The 17,167-nt window shown below is 59.3% G+C and carries 15 protein-coding genes and 1 tRNA gene; 3 read left to right on the top strand and 13 right to left on the bottom strand.

What is annotated here, in order from left to right; genetic code table 11:
- The first annotated feature begins 372 nt into the window (after nucleotides 1-372).
- Nucleotides 373-447: transfer RNA gene (locus AKG12_RS07525), tRNA-Glu, on the top strand.
- Nucleotides 448-574: 127 nt separating this feature from the next.
- Here the strand turns inward: AKG12_RS07525 and recJ are convergent.
- The 5 genes from recJ to AKG12_RS07500 form a co-directional block, all read right to left on the bottom strand.
- Nucleotides 575-2,383, bottom strand: coding sequence for a single-stranded-DNA-specific exonuclease RecJ (gene recJ / locus AKG12_RS07520; protein ID WP_082178757.1), 1,809 nt, complete (start codon nucleotides 2,381-2,383; stop codon nucleotides 575-577).
- A gap of 103 nt (nucleotides 2,384-2,486) precedes the next feature.
- Nucleotides 2,487-2,711: a hypothetical protein gene (locus AKG12_RS30685; protein ID WP_046800083.1), complete on the bottom strand. Its 225-nt coding sequence runs from the start codon at nucleotides 2,709-2,711 to the stop codon at nucleotides 2,487-2,489.
- 213 nt (nucleotides 2,712-2,924) lie between these two features.
- Nucleotides 2,925-4,235 (bottom strand): homoserine dehydrogenase, encoded by a 1,311-nt coding sequence (locus AKG12_RS07510; RefSeq protein WP_046800082.1) that lies wholly within the window; start codon nucleotides 4,233-4,235, stop codon nucleotides 2,925-2,927.
- Between the two features lie 61 nt (nucleotides 4,236-4,296).
- Nucleotides 4,297-5,517, bottom strand: coding sequence for an LL-diaminopimelate aminotransferase (locus AKG12_RS07505; RefSeq protein ID WP_046800081.1), 1,221 nt, complete (start codon nucleotides 5,515-5,517; stop codon nucleotides 4,297-4,299).
- Nucleotides 5,518-5,819: 302 nt separating this feature from the next.
- A complete protein-coding gene (locus AKG12_RS07500; RefSeq protein ID WP_052818593.1) occupies nucleotides 5,820-6,779 on the bottom strand; it encodes a nucleoside hydrolase in 960 nt (319 codons plus the stop codon).
- A 181-nt stretch (nucleotides 6,780-6,960) separates the two neighbouring features.
- Here AKG12_RS07500 and AKG12_RS07495 point away from each other — a divergent pair, with 181 nt between their 5' ends.
- Nucleotides 6,961-7,764, top strand: coding sequence for a TSUP family transporter (locus AKG12_RS07495; RefSeq protein WP_052818592.1), 804 nt, complete (start codon nucleotides 6,961-6,963; stop codon nucleotides 7,762-7,764).
- A 58-nt stretch (nucleotides 7,765-7,822) separates the two neighbouring features.
- Here the strand turns inward: AKG12_RS07495 and AKG12_RS07490 are convergent, their stop codons facing one another.
- From AKG12_RS07490 to hemN, 8 genes are all read right to left on the bottom strand, one after another.
- Entirely contained in the window at nucleotides 7,823-8,518 is a 696-nt protein-coding gene (locus AKG12_RS07490) for a nitrogen regulation protein NR(II) (RefSeq protein ID WP_046800079.1), read from the bottom strand.
- 279 nt (nucleotides 8,519-8,797) lie between these two features.
- The gene (locus tag AKG12_RS07485; protein WP_052818591.1) at nucleotides 8,798-9,727 is read right to left on the bottom strand and encodes a lipid A biosynthesis lauroyl acyltransferase; all 930 of its coding nucleotides are present in this window, start codon (nucleotides 9,725-9,727) and stop codon (nucleotides 8,798-8,800) included.
- Between the two features lie 5 nt (nucleotides 9,728-9,732).
- Complete coding sequence (locus tag AKG12_RS07480; RefSeq protein WP_035242478.1) at nucleotides 9,733-10,761, bottom strand: zinc-binding dehydrogenase; 1,029 nt, start codon at nucleotides 10,759-10,761, stop codon at nucleotides 9,733-9,735.
- 162 nt (nucleotides 10,762-10,923) lie between these two features.
- Nucleotides 10,924-12,207, bottom strand: coding sequence for a beta-ketoacyl-ACP synthase (locus tag AKG12_RS07475; protein WP_052818396.1), 1,284 nt, complete (start codon nucleotides 12,205-12,207; stop codon nucleotides 10,924-10,926).
- 12 nt (nucleotides 12,208-12,219) lie between these two features.
- Nucleotides 12,220-13,416 carry a beta-ketoacyl-ACP synthase gene (locus AKG12_RS07470; protein WP_052818395.1) on the bottom strand — a complete coding sequence of 399 codons (1,197 nt, stop codon included), beginning with the start codon at nucleotides 13,414-13,416 and terminating at the stop codon, nucleotides 12,220-12,222.
- Between the two features lie 209 nt (nucleotides 13,417-13,625).
- Complete coding sequence (locus tag AKG12_RS07465; protein WP_020810293.1) at nucleotides 13,626-14,105, bottom strand: 3-hydroxyacyl-ACP dehydratase FabZ family protein; 480 nt, start codon at nucleotides 14,103-14,105, stop codon at nucleotides 13,626-13,628.
- A gap of 91 nt (nucleotides 14,106-14,196) precedes the next feature.
- The gene (locus AKG12_RS07460) at nucleotides 14,197-14,481 is read right to left on the bottom strand and encodes an acyl carrier protein (protein ID WP_003495848.1); all 285 of its coding nucleotides are present in this window, start codon (nucleotides 14,479-14,481) and stop codon (nucleotides 14,197-14,199) included.
- A gap of 114 nt (nucleotides 14,482-14,595) precedes the next feature.
- Nucleotides 14,596-15,945, bottom strand: a complete 1,350-nt coding sequence (gene hemN, locus AKG12_RS07455) for an oxygen-independent coproporphyrinogen III oxidase (protein ID WP_052818394.1) — start codon at nucleotides 15,943-15,945, stop codon at nucleotides 14,596-14,598.
- 213 nt (nucleotides 15,946-16,158) lie between these two features.
- Between hemN and fnrN the strand changes: the two genes are divergently transcribed.
- A complete protein-coding gene (gene fnrN, locus AKG12_RS07450) occupies nucleotides 16,159-16,884 on the top strand; it encodes a transcriptional regulator FnrN (RefSeq protein WP_046800073.1) in 726 nt (241 codons plus the stop codon).
- Nucleotides 16,885-17,167 lie beyond the last annotated feature (283 nt).

Genomic DNA, 17,167 nt, shown 5'->3' with positions numbered 1-17,167 from the left:
CGGAACCGATTCCCGATCGGCACGTTAGAATGCTGTCCCCCCCCGATGGAAGGCAAGCCGGAGGAAACGCCAGCGGGCAGATCGACCGGCTTGCCTTTCCCCCTCTATCCGCTGACAGAGCCTTTCCGATACCGCCGGCAGGGATGCCAGCTAAGGGATAAAAACGGCGTCTCCGACCTCCGTCGAGGCAAATTGGCATTGCTCACGCCAAGTGATAGGGGCGATATTTCAAGGCTTTGGCCAGATCACCCGCAGTTTTCCACAGGCCTGCGGACTTCCTCAAAAAATCTCGTCTCGAAGCGAAAAAAATCGATTTTTCCGCTTGCGGACCAACGGGAGCCTGACTATAAGGGCGCCACACCACAAGCGCACGCGCCCTTCGTCTATCGGTTAGGACGTCAGATTTTCATTCTGAAAAGAGGGGTTCGACTCCCCTAGGGCGTGCCACTTGCTTCTCCTTGAAAATCAGCACTCTGCATAAAAAACTTCACGTAACGCGTGAATGCGATGATGATTGCCGTTTGCGGCTCGTTCATCAGCTGTCCCCGAAAATTCAAAAAGATCGGCAGCGCCGTCAGGGTGCGAAAGCCGCGTCCAGAACGCGCAGCTGCACACGCCTCTGGCCCTGCCAGAGATCGGCACCCACGGTGCCTGCAACATGGATGGACCTGCCACGCGCATTGAGCAGCATCTGCCCCAGAGGGGCTTCTGCGGCGCGGAATGCGATGCCCTCCAGCCGCGAGCCGTCCATGGCCTCGAGCGTGATTTTGACATGGGCGGTGCCGACGAGGCGCACGTCGCGCAGGCGATGGGCCGGAACGGCAAAAATCGGCTGTGAATGACCCGATCCATAAGGACCCGCCTGCTCCAGCTGGTCGACAAGCTGCAACGTCGCGCCGGACGCACCGATGGCGCCGTCGATCTTCAGCACGCTGCTTTCCACCAGTTCGCTCACCGTCTTGACGGCCGCTTCTTCAAAGAACGTCCTGAGTTTGCCGAGATTGGCGCGCTCCACCGTCAGCCCGGCCGCCATGGCATGGCCGCCGCCCTTGACCAGCAATCCCGCCTCCACGGCGGCGCGCACCATGCGGCCCATATCGAAACCATTGATCGAACGGCCCGAACCGGTACCCTTGCCGGAGGGATCGAAAGCAATCGCAAAGGCCGGACGACGGAAGCGATCCTTCAGCCGCGATGCAAGCAGGCCGACAATACCGGGATGCCAGTTTTCCCGGGCGGTGACGATGACGCCGGCGCCGGAACCGTCACCATATTCGAACAGCGCCTCCGCCTCGGCTTCCGCCAGCATCACCGCTTCCATCGCCTGCCGCTCGCGGTTCAGCTCATCCAGCCGCTCCGCAATCACTTCCGCCTGCGAAGTATCCTCAATGGTCAGCAGACGGCTGCCGAGTGCGGCATCGCCGATACGGCCGCCGGCATTGATGCGCGGCCCGATCAGGAAACCGAAATGATAGGGTGTGACCGGCCCGCCAAGCCCCGCCTTCTTGAACAGGGCGGCAAGCCCGGCATTGTTCATATGGCGCGCGGCAATCAACCCCTTCACCACATAGGCGCGGTTCAGCCCCTTCAGCGGCACCACATCGCATACCGTCGCAAGTGCGACGATATCGAGCAGCGACAGCAGATCGAGCGTGAAGGCCTGCCTGTTGCGTCGGTCCTTCAGCAGCCGCAGCGTGGCGACCAGCACGAGAAACACCACGCCGGCGGCGCAGAGATGCCCCTGCCCCGACAGATCGTCCTCGCGGTTGGGATTGACCAGCGCGACAGCCGGCGGCAGTTCCGAACCCACCTGATGGTGATCGATGACGACAACATCGGTTCCCGCATCCTTGGCGGCCTGCAGCGATTCATGGCTGGTTGAGCCGCAATCGACCGTCACGATCAAGGTCGCACCATTGGCGGCAAGCTGCTGCATCGCTGCCGGGTTCGGCCCGTAACCTTCGAAAATACGGTCAGGAATATAGATCTCCGGCGTCAGCCCGAAATGCGCGAAGAACCGGTACATCAAGGCGGAAGAGGCAGCCCCGTCGACATCGTAGTCGCCGAAGATCGCCACCTTCTCGCCGGTCTCGATGGCGCGCACCAGCCGCTCGGCCGCTTTCTCGCAATCGGTCAGCACATGTGGATCGGGCATCAGCGAACGGATGGTCGGATCGAGAAAAGCAAGCGCATCATCCACGCCTACTCCGCGCCCGGCCAGCACGCGGGCAATCAGCTCGGGAATGGCATGGATCTGGGACATGGCCAGCGCGCGGTTCTGTCCGGCCTGATCCAGCCGTGATACCCAGCGCTGCTCTGTCGCCGACCGCTCCACGCTCAAAAATGCGCGTGCCACGGTGTCGGCCGGCTCCATTATTGCCATCCTGTCCATTCGTCCTGTCATGCGCATATATCGGCGCTTTAATGCTTAGAACGGGCTAAATGGCGATGGCGCGTTTTTCAAGCAAAAACGCTTGTTCCGGCTTTCACACTGCAAATATCGAGAAAAACGGGCTGACGATCGATACCGCACCGACCAGCAGCAGCAGCGAGAACACGGCAAGCGAACACCAGTTGCGCTCGTGTTCGGCCATATCGAATTCCATGCTGCGAATATTGTCGTTGGCAGTGTGAGGCCGTGCCCGATGATGGGCAACCGGAACGTCTGCACGCTTATTGTCCTTGAACAGGATGATCGATGTCACGGCCACGCCTCCCTCGCTTGGTGAACAGGATTAACCATAGGGCCGAATCGTGTCGCATTCCAGCGGTTCCGCAGCCGTTTTCTAAAATTTTATGACGGCTGAAAGCCGGTGTTTCGGGGGCGTTTTTTACACCCTTACCAAGGCCTCCCCCATGACAAAAAAAGACCGCGCTTCCATGTGGAGGCGCGGTCCTCAACGTCAGAAAAATCGTGAAGCGCTTCAGGTCCGCTCGATGCGGATGACCTGCGGCTCGCTGACGAGATATTTCTCGTTCTTGATCGCCTTCACCGCCTTGCGGATCGCATCTTCCATCGTCGCATGGGTGACGAGGATGATGGTCTGCGGCGCGCCTTCCACATGCACGCGCTGGCGCTGCACGATGGATTCCAGCGAGATGTTATTGTCAGCCATGCGGGTGGCGATTGAGGCAAAAACGCCGGCCTGATCCTTCACCGTCAGGCGGATGAAATAACCGCCTTCGTGGCTCTTCATCTTGGCGCGGCGATAATCAGCCAGCGATTTTGCCGGACGGCCGAGAACCGGCACCTGCTGGGCGCCGGGGCGGCTCTTGGCGATATCGGCGATGTCGCCGAGTACGGCGGACGCCGTGGCGTTGCCGCCGGCACCCGGACCGACCATCAGCAGCTCACCGAGAATATCGGATTCGATCGCCACCGCATTGGTGACGCCATCGACCTGCGCGATGACGGAATCGAGCGGCACCATGGTCGGATGCACGCGCTGTTCGATACCGGATTCAGTCACCTGCGCCACGCCGAGAAGCTTGATGCGATAACCGAGTTCGGCAGCCGCCTGAATATCCTCGCTGGAGATATTGGTGATGCCTTCGAGATAGATGTCGTCAGCCGAAATCTTGTTGCCGAAGGCAAGCGTCGTCAGGATTGCCAGCTTGTGGGCGGTGTCGTTGCCCTCGATATCGAAAGCCGGATCGGCTTCGGCGTAACCGAGCCGCTGTGCTTCCTTCAGACAGGCCTCAAAGGACAGCCCTTCCTTCTCCATCTTGGTGAGGATGTAATTGCAGGTGCCGTTCATGATGCCGTAGATGCGCGACACATGGTTGCCGGTGAGAGACTCACGCAGCGCCTTGATGACGGGAATACCGCCAGCCACGGCCGCTTCGAAATTGAGAAGCGCGCCCTTGTCTTCGGCAATGGTCGCGAGTTCCACGCCATGCTTGGCCAGCAGCGCCTTGTTGGCTGTCACCACATGGAGACCGCGTGCAAGTGCGGCTCGCACCGCATTTTCAGCCTGACCGGAAGCGCCACCGACAAGTTCGACGAAGACGTCGATCTCGGCTTCGCTCGCCAGCTGCTCCGGCGTATCGAACCAGGTAATACCCTTGAGATCGATGCCGCGGTCGCGCGAACGGTCGCGTGCGCTCACCGCAATAATCTCAATCGCGCGTCCGCAGGTAATCGCAAGTTCGTTGCTTCTCTGCTGGAGGATGCGCACGAGCGAAGCGCCGACAGTGCCGAGCCCCGCTATGCCGATTCTCAATGAATCTGCCATGGGTATGTTCCTGATTTGCTGATGATGGTGGCGGCCGAGGCCCGGCCGCCTTCGGTTGCCCTTATCTGTGGGCGTTAAGCGAAACGACATTGTGCATCGTTTCGTCTGCGCTCGACAGGAAGCGCTTCAGATTGCGCGCTGCCTGACGAATTCGATGCTCGTTTTCCACGAGCGCGAGGCGGACGTAATCATCGCCCATCTCGCCAAAGCCGATGCCGGGAGCAACGGCGATATCAGCCTTCTCGACCAGAAGCTTGGAGAATTCCAGGCTGCCGAGATGGCGGAACTTTTCTGGGATTTTCGCCCAGGCGAACATCGTCGCCGCCGGCGGCGGAACCTCGAAGCCCGCCTTGCCGAACGTATCGACCATGACGTCACGGCGGCGGCGATAGACGCTGCGCACTTCGGCGATGTCGGAACCGTCGCCGTTAAGAGCATGGGTGGCAGCAACCTGGATCGGCGTGAAGGCGCCGTAATCAAGGTAGGACTTCACGCGGGTCAGCGCCGCGATCAGCCGCTCATTGCCGACGGCAAAGCCCATGCGCCAGCCGGGCATGGAGAAGGTCTTCGACATGGAGGTGAATTCCACCGCAACGTCGATTGCACCGGGAACCTCGAGAACCGAAGGCGGCGGATTGTTGTCGTCGAAATAGATTTCCGAATAAGCAAGGTCGGAGAGCACGATGATCTCGTGCTTCTTCGCAAACGCGATGACGTCCTTGTAAAAATCCAGCGAAGCCACATGCGCCGTCGGGTTCGACGGGTAGTTGATGATCAGCGCCAGCGGCTTCGGGATGGAATGGCGCACGGCGCGCTCCAGTGGCCCGAAGAAGCTCTCATCCGGCTCGACATTCATCGAGCGGATAACACCGCCCGCCATCAGGAAGCCGAAGGCATGGATCGGATAGGTCGGGTTCGGACACAGGATCACGTCACCAGGGGCTGTGATGGCCTGCGCCATATTGGCGAAGCCTTCCTTGGAGCCGAGGGTCGCGACGACCTGGGTATCGGGGTTCAGCTTCACGCCGAAACGGCGGGCATAATAGGCGGCCTGCGCGCGGCGAAGGCCGGGAATGCCCTTTGACGAGGAATAACGATGGGTGCGGGGGTCCTGAACGACTTCGCAAAGCTTGTCGACGATCGCCTTGGGGGTCGGAAGGTCGGGATTGCCCATGCCGAGATCGATGATATCGGCCCCGGCCGCTCGCGCGCTCGCTTTCAAACGGTTGACCTGTTCGAAGACGTATTGCGGCAGACGCCGGACCTTGTGAAACTCTTCCATCACTTTCCTCATGGGAATGGACCGGTTCTGCCGGCCCATAACGAAGGTTCGTTTTTTGTTTTTAAACGCCGCCGACACGAACCGACCCGGCAGGCGTTATTCATTGTAGCGCAAAGCACGGGAAAACCTACAAGGCTTTTCTCGGCCCACACGCCATCGCGATCATCCACCTGTGCTTCGGGCACAGCCTTTTCGGCCCCTTTGGCAAGGTGGATCGCGCAATAGGATCAAGGAACTTGCATAACGCCAGATTCTTGGAAAATGCAAGGCAAGCCATGCTCAAGAACGGCCATTCCTGTCGTTCAGCCGCGCTCCCCCGTTACAATTGCCGCGCGGATGACCGAAAGCACGCGCTCCGGCTTGATATCCGTGCAGACAAGCTGGCTTGGATGCCCGTCCCAGTCACCTGGCGGGAAGGCGCGGCCATCCGGCTTCTGGATGGTCTGGCCATCGGCAAGCCCACCGCAGACGACGCGCACCGGGCCGCTACGGGTCTCAAACAGATCAGGTGCGACGAGGTAGACGCAGGCGCAGCTGTCATGCACCACCATGCCGTCGCCGGTGCGGGTCTTGTAGAAATCGATGTAGAATTGCGACAGGTCGGACAGCAGCTGCACCGGCTTGCCGCCAGCCTTGGCCATCTCAGCCATGAAGGCGCTTGTCATCACCGTTTTCGTCGTCACGTCAAGACCGACGACGACCACGCGCCAGGGCGCGGTAAAGACAAGATCGGCCGCTTCCGGATCGCCATGAATATTGGCCTCGGCCGCTGGCGACACATTGCCGTTCATGTCGAAGGCGCCGCCCATGACGATGACTTCCTTCACCAGCGCCGCAAAATCCGGCTCCTCGCGCAGCGCCAGCGCCAGATTGGTCATGCGACCGACGGCGATCAGCGTCACCTCACCCGGATTGGCCTTCACCGTCTCGATGATGAAACGATGCGCCGGACGCGGATCGAGCGGCAGATCGACGGTCTCAGGAATGTCGATATCGCCGAGGCCATTTTCGCCATGGATGAAGGTCGGCCAGTGGCCTTCCTTGCGGGCGGGATCGAAGGTTACGCCAGCGCCTTTCGCAACCGGCGCTGTCATCTGCCATTCGCGCTTCAGGAACAGCGCATTGCGGGTGGTGATATCGATGGGCGCATTGCCGAAAACCGTGGTGACGCCGATCAGATCGATATCGGGATGGCGATGCAGGAACAGAAGCGCCATTGCGTCATCTACACCGGGATCCGTATCGAATATCACTTTATGCATAATGCCCTCATCCATATGTCTCAAGCGCCACCCGTTCTTCCGGCGACGCCACGGAAACATAGCGATAAGCGGCAGTACCGCAATCCCCCCAGGGGCAGCGGATCAGCGAGAAAAATATTGCGCGGCGTTGCTTTCGGTGAAAGAAGAGGCCCTCTCCCTTCCGCCTGCCCGGACATCCCAAGTGCAAGACATCGCCCTCAACGTTTTCGTCGTTCTTTTCTGCGTCGCCATCTTTGCCGGATTTATCGATTCCATTGCCGGTGGCGGTGGGCTCATCACGATTCCGGCCATGCTGATCATGGGTATTGCGCCGCTCGACACGCTTGGCACCAACAAGCTGCAGGCGCAGTTCGGCTCGGCCTCCGCCACTCTCGCTTACGCCAGAGGCGGCCACGTCAATCTGCGGGAACAATTGCCGATGGCCATCATGGCCATGCTCGGCGGCGGACTCGGTGCTGTCGCCGCCGCCTTCGTGCCATCGGGCGTGCTGCGCACCATTATGCCGTTCCTGCTGATTGCGATCGCGCTTTATTTCGCCTTCAAGCCACAGCTCAGCGATATCGACAGCCATCGCCGCATCACCCCCTTCGTCTTCGGCCTTACGGTCGCGCCGCTGGTGGGTTTTTATGACGGAGTTTTCGGTCCCGGCGCGGGTTCGTTTTACATGCTGGCCTTCGTGGCGCTTGCCGGCTTCGGCATGCTGAAGGCAACCGCCCATACCAAACTTCTGAACCTCGGCTCGAATTTCGGCGGTTTCATCGTCTTCGCCATCGGCGGCGCGGTTCTGTGGAAACTGGGGCTCGCCATGGGGCTCGGCCAATTCGTCGGCGCGCAGATCGGCTCACGTTTCGCCATGAAAAACGGCGCGAAGATCATCCGCCCGCTTCTGGTTCTTTCGTGTCTGGCAATGGCGACGAAGCTGCTTGTCGATGCTTCGTCCGCCTGGTCCATCGCCACGGTCTGGGAAACCATTTTCCCGAAATAAGTGAGAGGCAAAGCGCCTTCGCTCATTCAGGCAATCAACGGGAGTGGGGCTCTTTGCGTCAGCCGGTGGCGCGACGTCTGCGATCGGCGATTTCCCTGATCACCACCATGGCGCCGATAAGCTTGTAGGCGGAAGAATAACAGGGCGACATTTCCAGCGACTTGACGACCGTGTGGCCGTTCTGGTCTTCCGCATAGGTGTATTTCGACGTATCGCCCTTGAAGCAATTGTCGAGCTTTTCGCGCAGATGGTTCTGGAAACGGTGAACGCCGACCAGCTCGGCGATATGGCACCCCAAAAGCCCTTCCGGCGCATTGCGCTGGAATGCATCAAGCGCATTGGCGAAGGACACGCGATAACCGGGAGAAACGATAACCACCGGCTCGTCGAGGTCGTTGAGCATATCCTCATCGAGGATCAGGTGGCGGTGATGCCATTCCAGGCTATCCTCGTCCTCGTCGCCGATGACCTTTGCCTTGAGCGGCATGCCGACATACCGGTCAACCAGGGTTCGCAGAAGCTCGGAATTGCGCTGCACGCAGCCAAGGTCTTCCGCCTCGTGGTTGAGGAGGTCGATGGCGAAGCGGAACTGCTCGCGAATATCTTCCGAGCTTTCAGTCTGACGGCCGACAATACGCTCGAGAAGCTGCTCCAGTTCACGTTCCAGCACTGCGATCTTGTTGGCTTCGTTTTTGCCAACGGCAGATTGCAGTTCCGTATAACGCAGCCAGAACAGCTCTATCAAATCTTTCAACCCAACTCTCCCTGAACGGGCAAACACCCCGCTCTCAATCCGAAAGGATAGACCCTTTATCCCTGATCATAGCCTCTTTGCGCTTAAAAATGACGTAACGAAGCGCAAAAACGCCATCGGGATTGTTGTTCAAAATATCACAGCCACCGCTGTTTTTTCAATTTCGATAATCCATGAACGAAAAATGAGGTTCCACTAATATGGAAAAATGTCGAAACGCACAATTTCCCGGCCGAATTTAATATAAACCGCGGAAAATCCGGCTGCGCCGCAATCGCCTCAGATCTGGTGTTTCACGTCCCAGCGGTCGTGATACCACAGCCACTGTCCGGGATATTCGCGCACCCAGCTTTCCACCTTGTCGTTCAGCAGCTGCGCGGTTGCCTGAATATCGACATTGCCCTTTTCATCGCGCGGAATCTCGACCTTCGGCTCGATTTCCAGCCGGTAGCGATTATCCGGCAGACGCACGCAGCGGGCGGGATAAACATCGCAGTTGAACTGCCGCACCAGCTTGGCAAGCAGCGGATTGGTGCGAACCTCAAGCCCGAAGAACTTCGTCGTCAGGCCCTTGCTGAACTTCTGGTCAACGAGAACGCCGACACCGCCGCCCCTTTCCAGCTGCCGCGCCAGCGCGAAGGACGAGCCGGCATGCGACGGCACGAGATTGCCCATGCGCTCCTTGCGGAAATTGAACACCTTGTCGGCGACATACGGATTGTTTGGCGGACGAAACAGCACCGTCACGTCCAGACCGAAGGCAGAACTCGCGACAGGCAGCAGCTCGAAATTACCGCTATGGGCGGTAAAGACGATGAAGGGCCGCGGATTGTCGCGTAGCTCAAGGAATGTCGAAATGCCCTCGACCTGAATGCGCCCCGGCTCGTTCTTTTCCGGATCGAAATCAAACAGCCGATCGAGAAACACATATTCCGCCGCCAGCCGCCCCATATTGGCCCAGCTATCCATGGCGATCGCAAGCCGTTCTTCCTCGGATTTTTCCGGAAAGGCACGCGCCAGATTGTAGAGCATCAGCTTGTGGCGGCCGGTTTTCGGCCCCACGAAGCGCGCCAGCCGGTCGGCGGCGCGAATGCCCGCATCGGCCGGAAAAAGCTTCAGCAGATTGAGAAGGCCGAAGGCGAATGTCGCAATCAGCCATTGCCGGAAGTGGTCCAGTTTCAGGACGATCCGCGTGAGGAATAATTTCACGATGGTCAATCCATCCGCAGAACGATCTTGCCGAACACCTGACGCGTTTCCATACGCTCCAGCGCCCGGTCGATATCGTCGAAAGTTACTTCGGTGTCGATGACCGGGTGAACGATGCCGCGGGCCATCTTCTGCATGGCATTGGCCATGTTTTCCATGCGGCAGCCGAAGGAGCCGAGCAGCTTCAATTGCTGCTGGAACAGCATCATCAGGTTGATATCGGTGGAGACACCCGAGGTGGAGCCGCAGGTGACGAGACGGCCGCCGCGCTTCAGCGAGAACATCGAGGCGACGAAGGTGTCCTTGCCGACATGTTCAAACACCACGTCAACACCCTTCTTTTTCGTCAGCTTGCGCACGACGCCTTCGAAACGGTCGGTCCGGTAGTTGATGACGTGATCGGCGCCGAGCGCCTTGGCACGCTCGATCTTGTCGTCGGAGCCGACTGTCGTGATGACGGTGCAGCCCATCTTCTTGGCAAGCTGGATCGCCGCCGTGCCGATGCCGGAACCACCGGCATGAACGAGGATCGTTTCGCCCGGCTCAAGCTTGGCATTGTCGAACAGCATGTGCTCGACAGTGCCGAAAGTCACCGGTGCAAGTGCGGCGGCAACGGCGTCAATACCATGCGGAGCCGGCACGAGCTGGCGGGCGGGAATATTGATCTTTTCCTGCGCGAACCCGTCGAGATGGAAACCGTGCACGCCCTGAACATGTTCGCACAGATTGTCACGGCCTTCGCGGCAAGGCTTGCACAGCCCGCAGGTGCGCGCGCCATAAACCGCGACGAGCTGGCCCGGCAGCACATTCGAAACGCCCGGACCAATGGCTTCCACCACGCCGGAAGCCTCGGCACCAATGGTAAGCGGCATCTTGCGCTTGGCGAAAGCCATGCCGCGCCAGCCCCACACATCGATATGGTTGAGCGCCACGGCCTTGACGCGCAGCGTCACCTCGCCCGGACCAGGTGCATCCGGTTCGGGCAGGTCCACTTTTTCGAGCTTCCGGTCGTCCACGAGTTGAAGAGCGCGCATATTTCAGTCCTTCGCCCAAGGGCGTTTATCTGGGGGCGTTTATCTAAAGGGCTATTCCAGCAAACCTCTGTAACGGTTTTGCGGCCGGAATGCGTAATCAAAGAAGCGAGAGCGTTTCCGGATTGTTCGGGCCGGAAACGCTCCTGTTGATGGCGAAACCGGTTAAGCCGGTTCCCGCGTCATGACAAGGCTTGCATTCTGCCCGCCAAATCCGAAGGAGTTGGAAAGAACCGCGCTCACCTGAGCATCCCGCTTCACATTCGGCACCACGTCGAGGGTGATGGTCGGATCGGGATTGTTGTAGTTGATCGTCGGCGGCAATGTGCCGGTCAGCATGGTCTGCAGCGAGAACACCGCTTCCACGGCGCCTGCTGCGGTCAGGGTATGGCCGATCATCGACTTGTTGGACGACAGCGGAATACCCTTCAGGCCCTCGCCGAAGACGGCGAGCATGGAGCCATATTCCATCTTGTCGTTTTCCGGCGTCGAGGTGCCGTGGGCGTTGATGTAACCGATATCGCTTTCTGCCACACCCGCATCGGCGAGTGCCGCGCGGATCGTCGCAATCGCCGGACCGCCATCGGGCGAAGAGCGCGTGCGGTGGAAGCTGTCGGCCTTTTCACCGGCGCCCTTGATGATGCCGAGCACCTTTGCGCCGCGTGCGACGGCGGCTTCAAGCGATTCCAGCACCAGCGTTGCCGCACCTTCGGCAATCACGAAACCATCGCGATCCTTGCTGAACGGCTTGGAGGCCTTTTCCGGCGGATCGTTCTGGGTTGAAAGTGCAGACAGCAGCGAAAAGCGGATCAGTGCCTCGGCGCTGACCGAACCGTCGGTCGCAACCGTCAGCGCCCGTTCGGTGCGGCCCTGGCGGATCGCCTCGACGCCGAGCTGGATCGCAGTCGCGCCGGATGCACAGGCGGTGGAAAGCGTGACCGGCAGGCCGCGTGTGCCAAAGCGGTCGGAAAGACGCTCGGAAATCGCGCCGAAAAGGGCTGCTTCCTGGAAGGCCGGATCGGGGCGCTGGCGCAACGCCGTCATGAACCGCTCATAGGCGTCGCCAGGCTGGGCAGCCGGCGGCGAACGGTCGGCAAGCTCGAAACGTGCGCTCCATTCCGGCTCGATCGGCGGTGCTGCGAGAAACAGCGGCCCATCGAAATCACCCGATATACCGGCCTGCGCCAGAGCTTCGATGGTGGTTTCACGCGCGAAGGCATAGGAGCGCTCGACGGAGTTCGGAACCGGGATATCGATGAAATCCACCGTGCCGCTGATGCGGGTGGAAAGCCCCTCGGTCGGGAAACGGGTGATCTTGTGAATGCCCGACTTGCCAGATGTCAGCGCCGCCCAATTATCGGCAAGCCCCTGCCCGAGCGAGGTGATGATACCCATGCCGGTCACGGCGACGATCGGGCGACCGAGATGATCCTTGAAATTGGAAGTCATGGTCTATTCTCCTCAAACGTCGCGGGACAGAACGGCGACACCTTCGCCGCGCACATGGCCGACAGTGGTGACGACGGCTTCACTGGCCGCATCGCCCATCTGCTTTTCCGCAGCCGCGTCGAAGGCAGGAACCTTCGCACCGCTTTCAAGCGTCAGCGCCGCCAGAGCCAGTCCGAGCGGAAACTGCGCTTCAAGTCCATGGCCGGTGATACCGCCAAAACCGCGAATGACGGCCTGCGGCAGCGCCTTTTCGAGAATATCCTTCTCGCGCCGGGTCACCTCGTCATAACCGCTCGCACCGGAGAATACGACGGTCGCGGCGCTGTCCTTTGCAGGCGCAAGCAGCCGCTCCATACGCTTTTCCATGCGGCCGTCATCGCGGCTGCCACGATCGCCCTCGATAGCGTCGATGCGGGCATAGATGCGCGCGCCGCGCTCGCTGGCGTGCTTGCGCGATTCCAGCACGAGGAATGCGCCGAGCGAACCGGAAATCATGCCGCCGCCGTCCTGATCGCCACGCGACCACAATGGCTGCCAGCCACCCTGCGCATGCGCGCCGATCGCCTCGAACAGCAGGATCATGTCGGGACGTTCGGCCGAAAAGGCGCCGCCAACCAGCGCATGGCTCGATTCGCCGGAACGAATGCGGTGAAACGCGGTTTCGACGGCGGAGATACCTGCCGCTTCTTCGCCCATGAAGGTGCGGGAAGACCCGGTGACCTTGTGCACGATGGAGATATTGCCGGCCATCAGATTGGAAAGCTGGGCGAGAAACAGCGTCGGACGCAGCTCCGTGGTCAGCTTCTCATTGAGCAGCTTTTCGCGGTCGTTACGCTTCAGCGCTTCATCGACAATCAGCGTATCGACATTGATGTCGCGCTCACCGCCGCCGGCGGCCACGATCATGTCCATGGTGGCGCAGGCTTCGGCATTCTCCTTCAGCCCGGCATCATCGAGCGCCAAACCGGCGGCGAACACGCCGAGGCGCTGCCAGTTTTCCATCTGGCGTTGGTCGCCGCGCTTGGCAATCTGCGCGGACCAGTCAATTTCCGGCATGGGATGAACCGGATAGGGTTTGAATTTTTCGGTCTCGACAATCGTCGCCGGCGCGGCTGCTCCCGAAAGAAGCGCAACATGCGCCTGGCTGCCGACGCCGTGACAGGTCACGATGCCGACCCCTGTTATCACCACATCATTGTCAGATTTCATCGTCTGTCATCCTTTGCAGCCGGCCCCATCGGAATGGTCACGGCTATCCAACAGCGGTCGCAAACGACCGCTCCATGCGTTGCGGAATAAAGCGCGCGGTGCGGATTGGCAATGGTGAAGGCCCGTTCGGCCATCGCCAGCCCACGATTTTCATGCATCGAAACCGGGCCGACGGAAAAAACGCCCTCTTTCGAAACGGGCGGAAGCGCTTATTTCTGCGCATCCGCGGCAATGGCCGCCATCAGGCCGACTTCTTCGGCCCGCTTCTTGACGATGGGACCGAGAGGGATTTCGCTGAAGGGCATGGTGCGCAGTTTCAGCTGCGCGTCGCAGACCTTCTTGCCATCGCTGGTAATCTTCGCCTTGGTAACCGCAAAGCCAGAACCGTCATGCTCCAGCACGGCCTCGATGTCGAGAACAGCGCCCGGCTCAACGAAGGTGCGCATCTTGGCGCCATCGACCGACATCAGGAACGGCATGGATGCAAAATCGCTGAATGCCAGAACCAGCATGCCGGAGGCCTGCGCCATGGTCTCGATCAGAAGCACACCCGGAACCAGCGGCATGCCGGGAAAGTGGCCTTCGAAAACCGGGCTTTTGTCGGGAACGACGGACTGCGCCTTCAATGTGCGCGTCGTCATATCCACGGCCTCGACCTTGTCGATCATCTGAAAATATTCAAGCAACATCCGTCCGGCCCGTCTCTGGTCGGTTGCGACCCGCCCAATGAAAGGCCGGGTCCAGAAAGAGAAATGCCCGCTTGACGCGGGCATCATCATCTCAGCCCTTGGCTGCGCGCAATTCGTCGATCTTGGCGCAGAGGTTCTTCAGCACGAAGTATTCTTCGGTGGAAACCTTGCCTTCGTTGACTTCCTGCGTCCACTGCTCGAGCGGAATCTTGATGCCGAATTCCTTGTCGATGGCGAAAACGATATCCAGAAAGTCGAGGCTGTCGATGCCCAGATCGTCGATCGTGTGGCTTTCCGGCGTAATGGTTTCGCGGTCGATTTCGCTGGTTTCGGCGATAATGTCGGCAACCTTGTCGAATGTAGCTGTCACGCCCATAATCCTTATTGTCGTTCGTATGAATTATCCTGTCTGACGCACCACATAGGCAAGTCACACAAAAAAGCCAATGGTTTCGTGACGTAACTTTGAAATTTGCCGCAAAACTGTTGCCTAAACAGCAACCGAATGGCGGCCGCGTCCATTGCCGAGATAAGTGTCGAAGATTGCCGCGATATTACGCACGAAGGGCCTGCCCACCTCGGTAAGCGCAAAAATATCGGCATCCATACGCACCACGCCATCGCTGTTGCCGGCGGCAAAATGCTGTGCCTGCATCCGCACGGCATGGCTGGCCTTGCCGAAACGCTGATCGAGATCGGCGAAATCGAGCGCGAAATCGCACATCAGCCGCTCGATGACATGCGAGCGCAGATGGTCCTCTTCCGACAGTTCTATTCCCTTGACGATGGCAAGGCCGCCCTCGCCCGTCATCCGCTGATATTCCCCGGTCGCCACCATGTTCTGCACATAACCCTGCGGCAGCCGGCCGATCGAAGAAGCGCCAAGTCCGATCAGCGCATCGGCAGTATCAGTGGTATAGCCCTGGAAGTTCCGCCGCAACGCACCCGCTTCGGCCGCCTGGCACAAGGTATCGGCTGGCTTGGCGAAATGGTCGATGCCGATCGCGTTGTAACCCGCCTGTTGCAGCATCTCGCCCGCCATCGTCATCTGGCGATACCGCTCGGCAATATCCGGAAGTGCGTGTTCTGGGATCAGCGACTGGTGTTTTTTCATCCACGGAACATGGGCATAACCGAAAAGCGCCACCCGATCCGGATCGAGCGAGACGATCTGATCCACTGTCTTCTTCAGCGTCTCGCAGGTCTGGAACGGCAGACCATAGAGAATGTCGCAATTGACGGAGTGAACACCCCTCGCCCGCACCGCATCGACGACGGATTTTGTCTGTTCGAAAGACTGAATACGGTTGATGGTTTTTTGCACTTTGTCATCGAAATCCTGTACGCCGAGGCTCGCCCGCGACATGCCGACGGCGGCAAGCGCGTCGTAACGGCTGTCATCCAGATCGTTCGGGTCCATTTCCACGCTGATTTCAGGCGCCAGCCCAAAAGTGAAATGGCGCTGCAGACAGTCCATCAGACTCACCATGTCCTCAGGCTTCAGCATGGTGGGAGAACCACCGCCGAAATGCACGGCACTCACCACCGCGTCAGGTGAAACGAGCGCGCCGACCGCGGCAATTTCCTGCTTAAGTGCTTCCAGATAAACGGCAATCGGCTCGTATTTCAGCGTGTGCTTGGTGTGACAGGCACAGAACCAGCACAACCGGTCGCAATAGGGAATATGCAGGTAAAGCGATATCCGGTTCCGGTGGTTGAGCTCGCCCAGCCATTGCCGGTAGGTCGCATTATCGATTCTCTCGTGGAAATGCGGCGCGGTCGGATAGCTCGTGTAACGGGGTACGGCGCCAGAATATTTGCGAAGAAGTTCGGTATTCATCACCGGTTTTGCCTTTTATCAAGAAAATGTCGATTTCCTCTCTTTCAGTAACGGCTGCGACAGTTTGCAACTTTGACTTCAATCAAATTGCGCCTTAAGTTCTTCCTAAAGTAGACGCTGGGGCGACGGCTACGCGGCGCAAGCCTTTAAAGAGACCGTATTTGATACCCACGGTCGCAATCGTCCCGAAAAAGCCAGCATTGGAAAAGGCTTATGGACACGCTGCAGAAGACCATCCACAATTCGGAAGAGCCCGTTGTCTGTCGCTCCTGCGAGGCGCGCCACGGCGGTCTTTGCAGCACGCTGACCCCGCAGCAGCTCTGCGATCTCAACCGTTATTCCAGCCGCAAAAAGCTGGAGGCCGGCAATGAGCTGCTCGGCCAGGGGGAGCTTGTCACATCCTATGGCAACATCCTCAATGGCGTGGTGAAGCTTTCGAAAATGATGTCGGATGGCCGCCAGCAGATCGTCGGCCTGCAATTCGCACCGGATTTTCTCGGCCGCCCGTTCATGGCGGAAAGCAAGATGACGGCGGAAGCGGCAACGGATGTCGAAATCTGCCTTTTCCCACGCCGCATCGTCGACCGCATGGTCTCGGAAGTGCCTGATATGGAGCGCAAGCTGCATAACCAGTCGCTGAAGGAACTGGATGAGGCGCGCGACTGGATGCTGACGCTTGGCCGTAAATCGGCGCAGGAGAAGGTTGCCAGCTTCCTTTATATGATCGCCACCCACATCGACCCCGAAAACGACGACAAATCGGCTTTCGACCTGCCGCTCTCACGCGCCGACATCGCCGATTTTCTCGGCCTCACCATCGAAACGGTGAGCCGGCAAATGACCAAGCTGCGCAAGGAAGGCATCATCCGCATCGAGAATAACCGCCATATCACGGTGCCCGATCTCGACATTCTGAACGAAGCTGCCGGCAACGATTGATCGGCATTCGCCATTTTTCATCGACCCTGAAGCGCGGGCGTTCCAATATTGACGTGCGGCGCCCGCGCCTGAGCGGGGGCGAGCGCAAAACCGGCAAGAACCAGCAAAGCGGCGATGCATTTCATGATATTTCACCCTGTATGCCGCTTTTTCAGCGGCCTGTTTGTTATGGCTGCATCATAAGCGCCAAACAGCATCCATCCGCTTAACATCTTGGGTAAGCGGATGGTTCAAAGGCAGGGTAAAGAAGGGGTTATGATTGCCGGGCCGGCCTGACCCATGA

Source organism: Agrobacterium sp. SUL3 (genome assembly GCF_001263295.1).
Classification (GTDB): Bacteria; Pseudomonadota; Alphaproteobacteria; order Rhizobiales; family Rhizobiaceae; genus Agrobacterium; species Agrobacterium tomkonis.
Note: the sequence above shows the minus strand (reverse complement) of the source record. Positions and strands in the feature narration are given on the sequence as shown.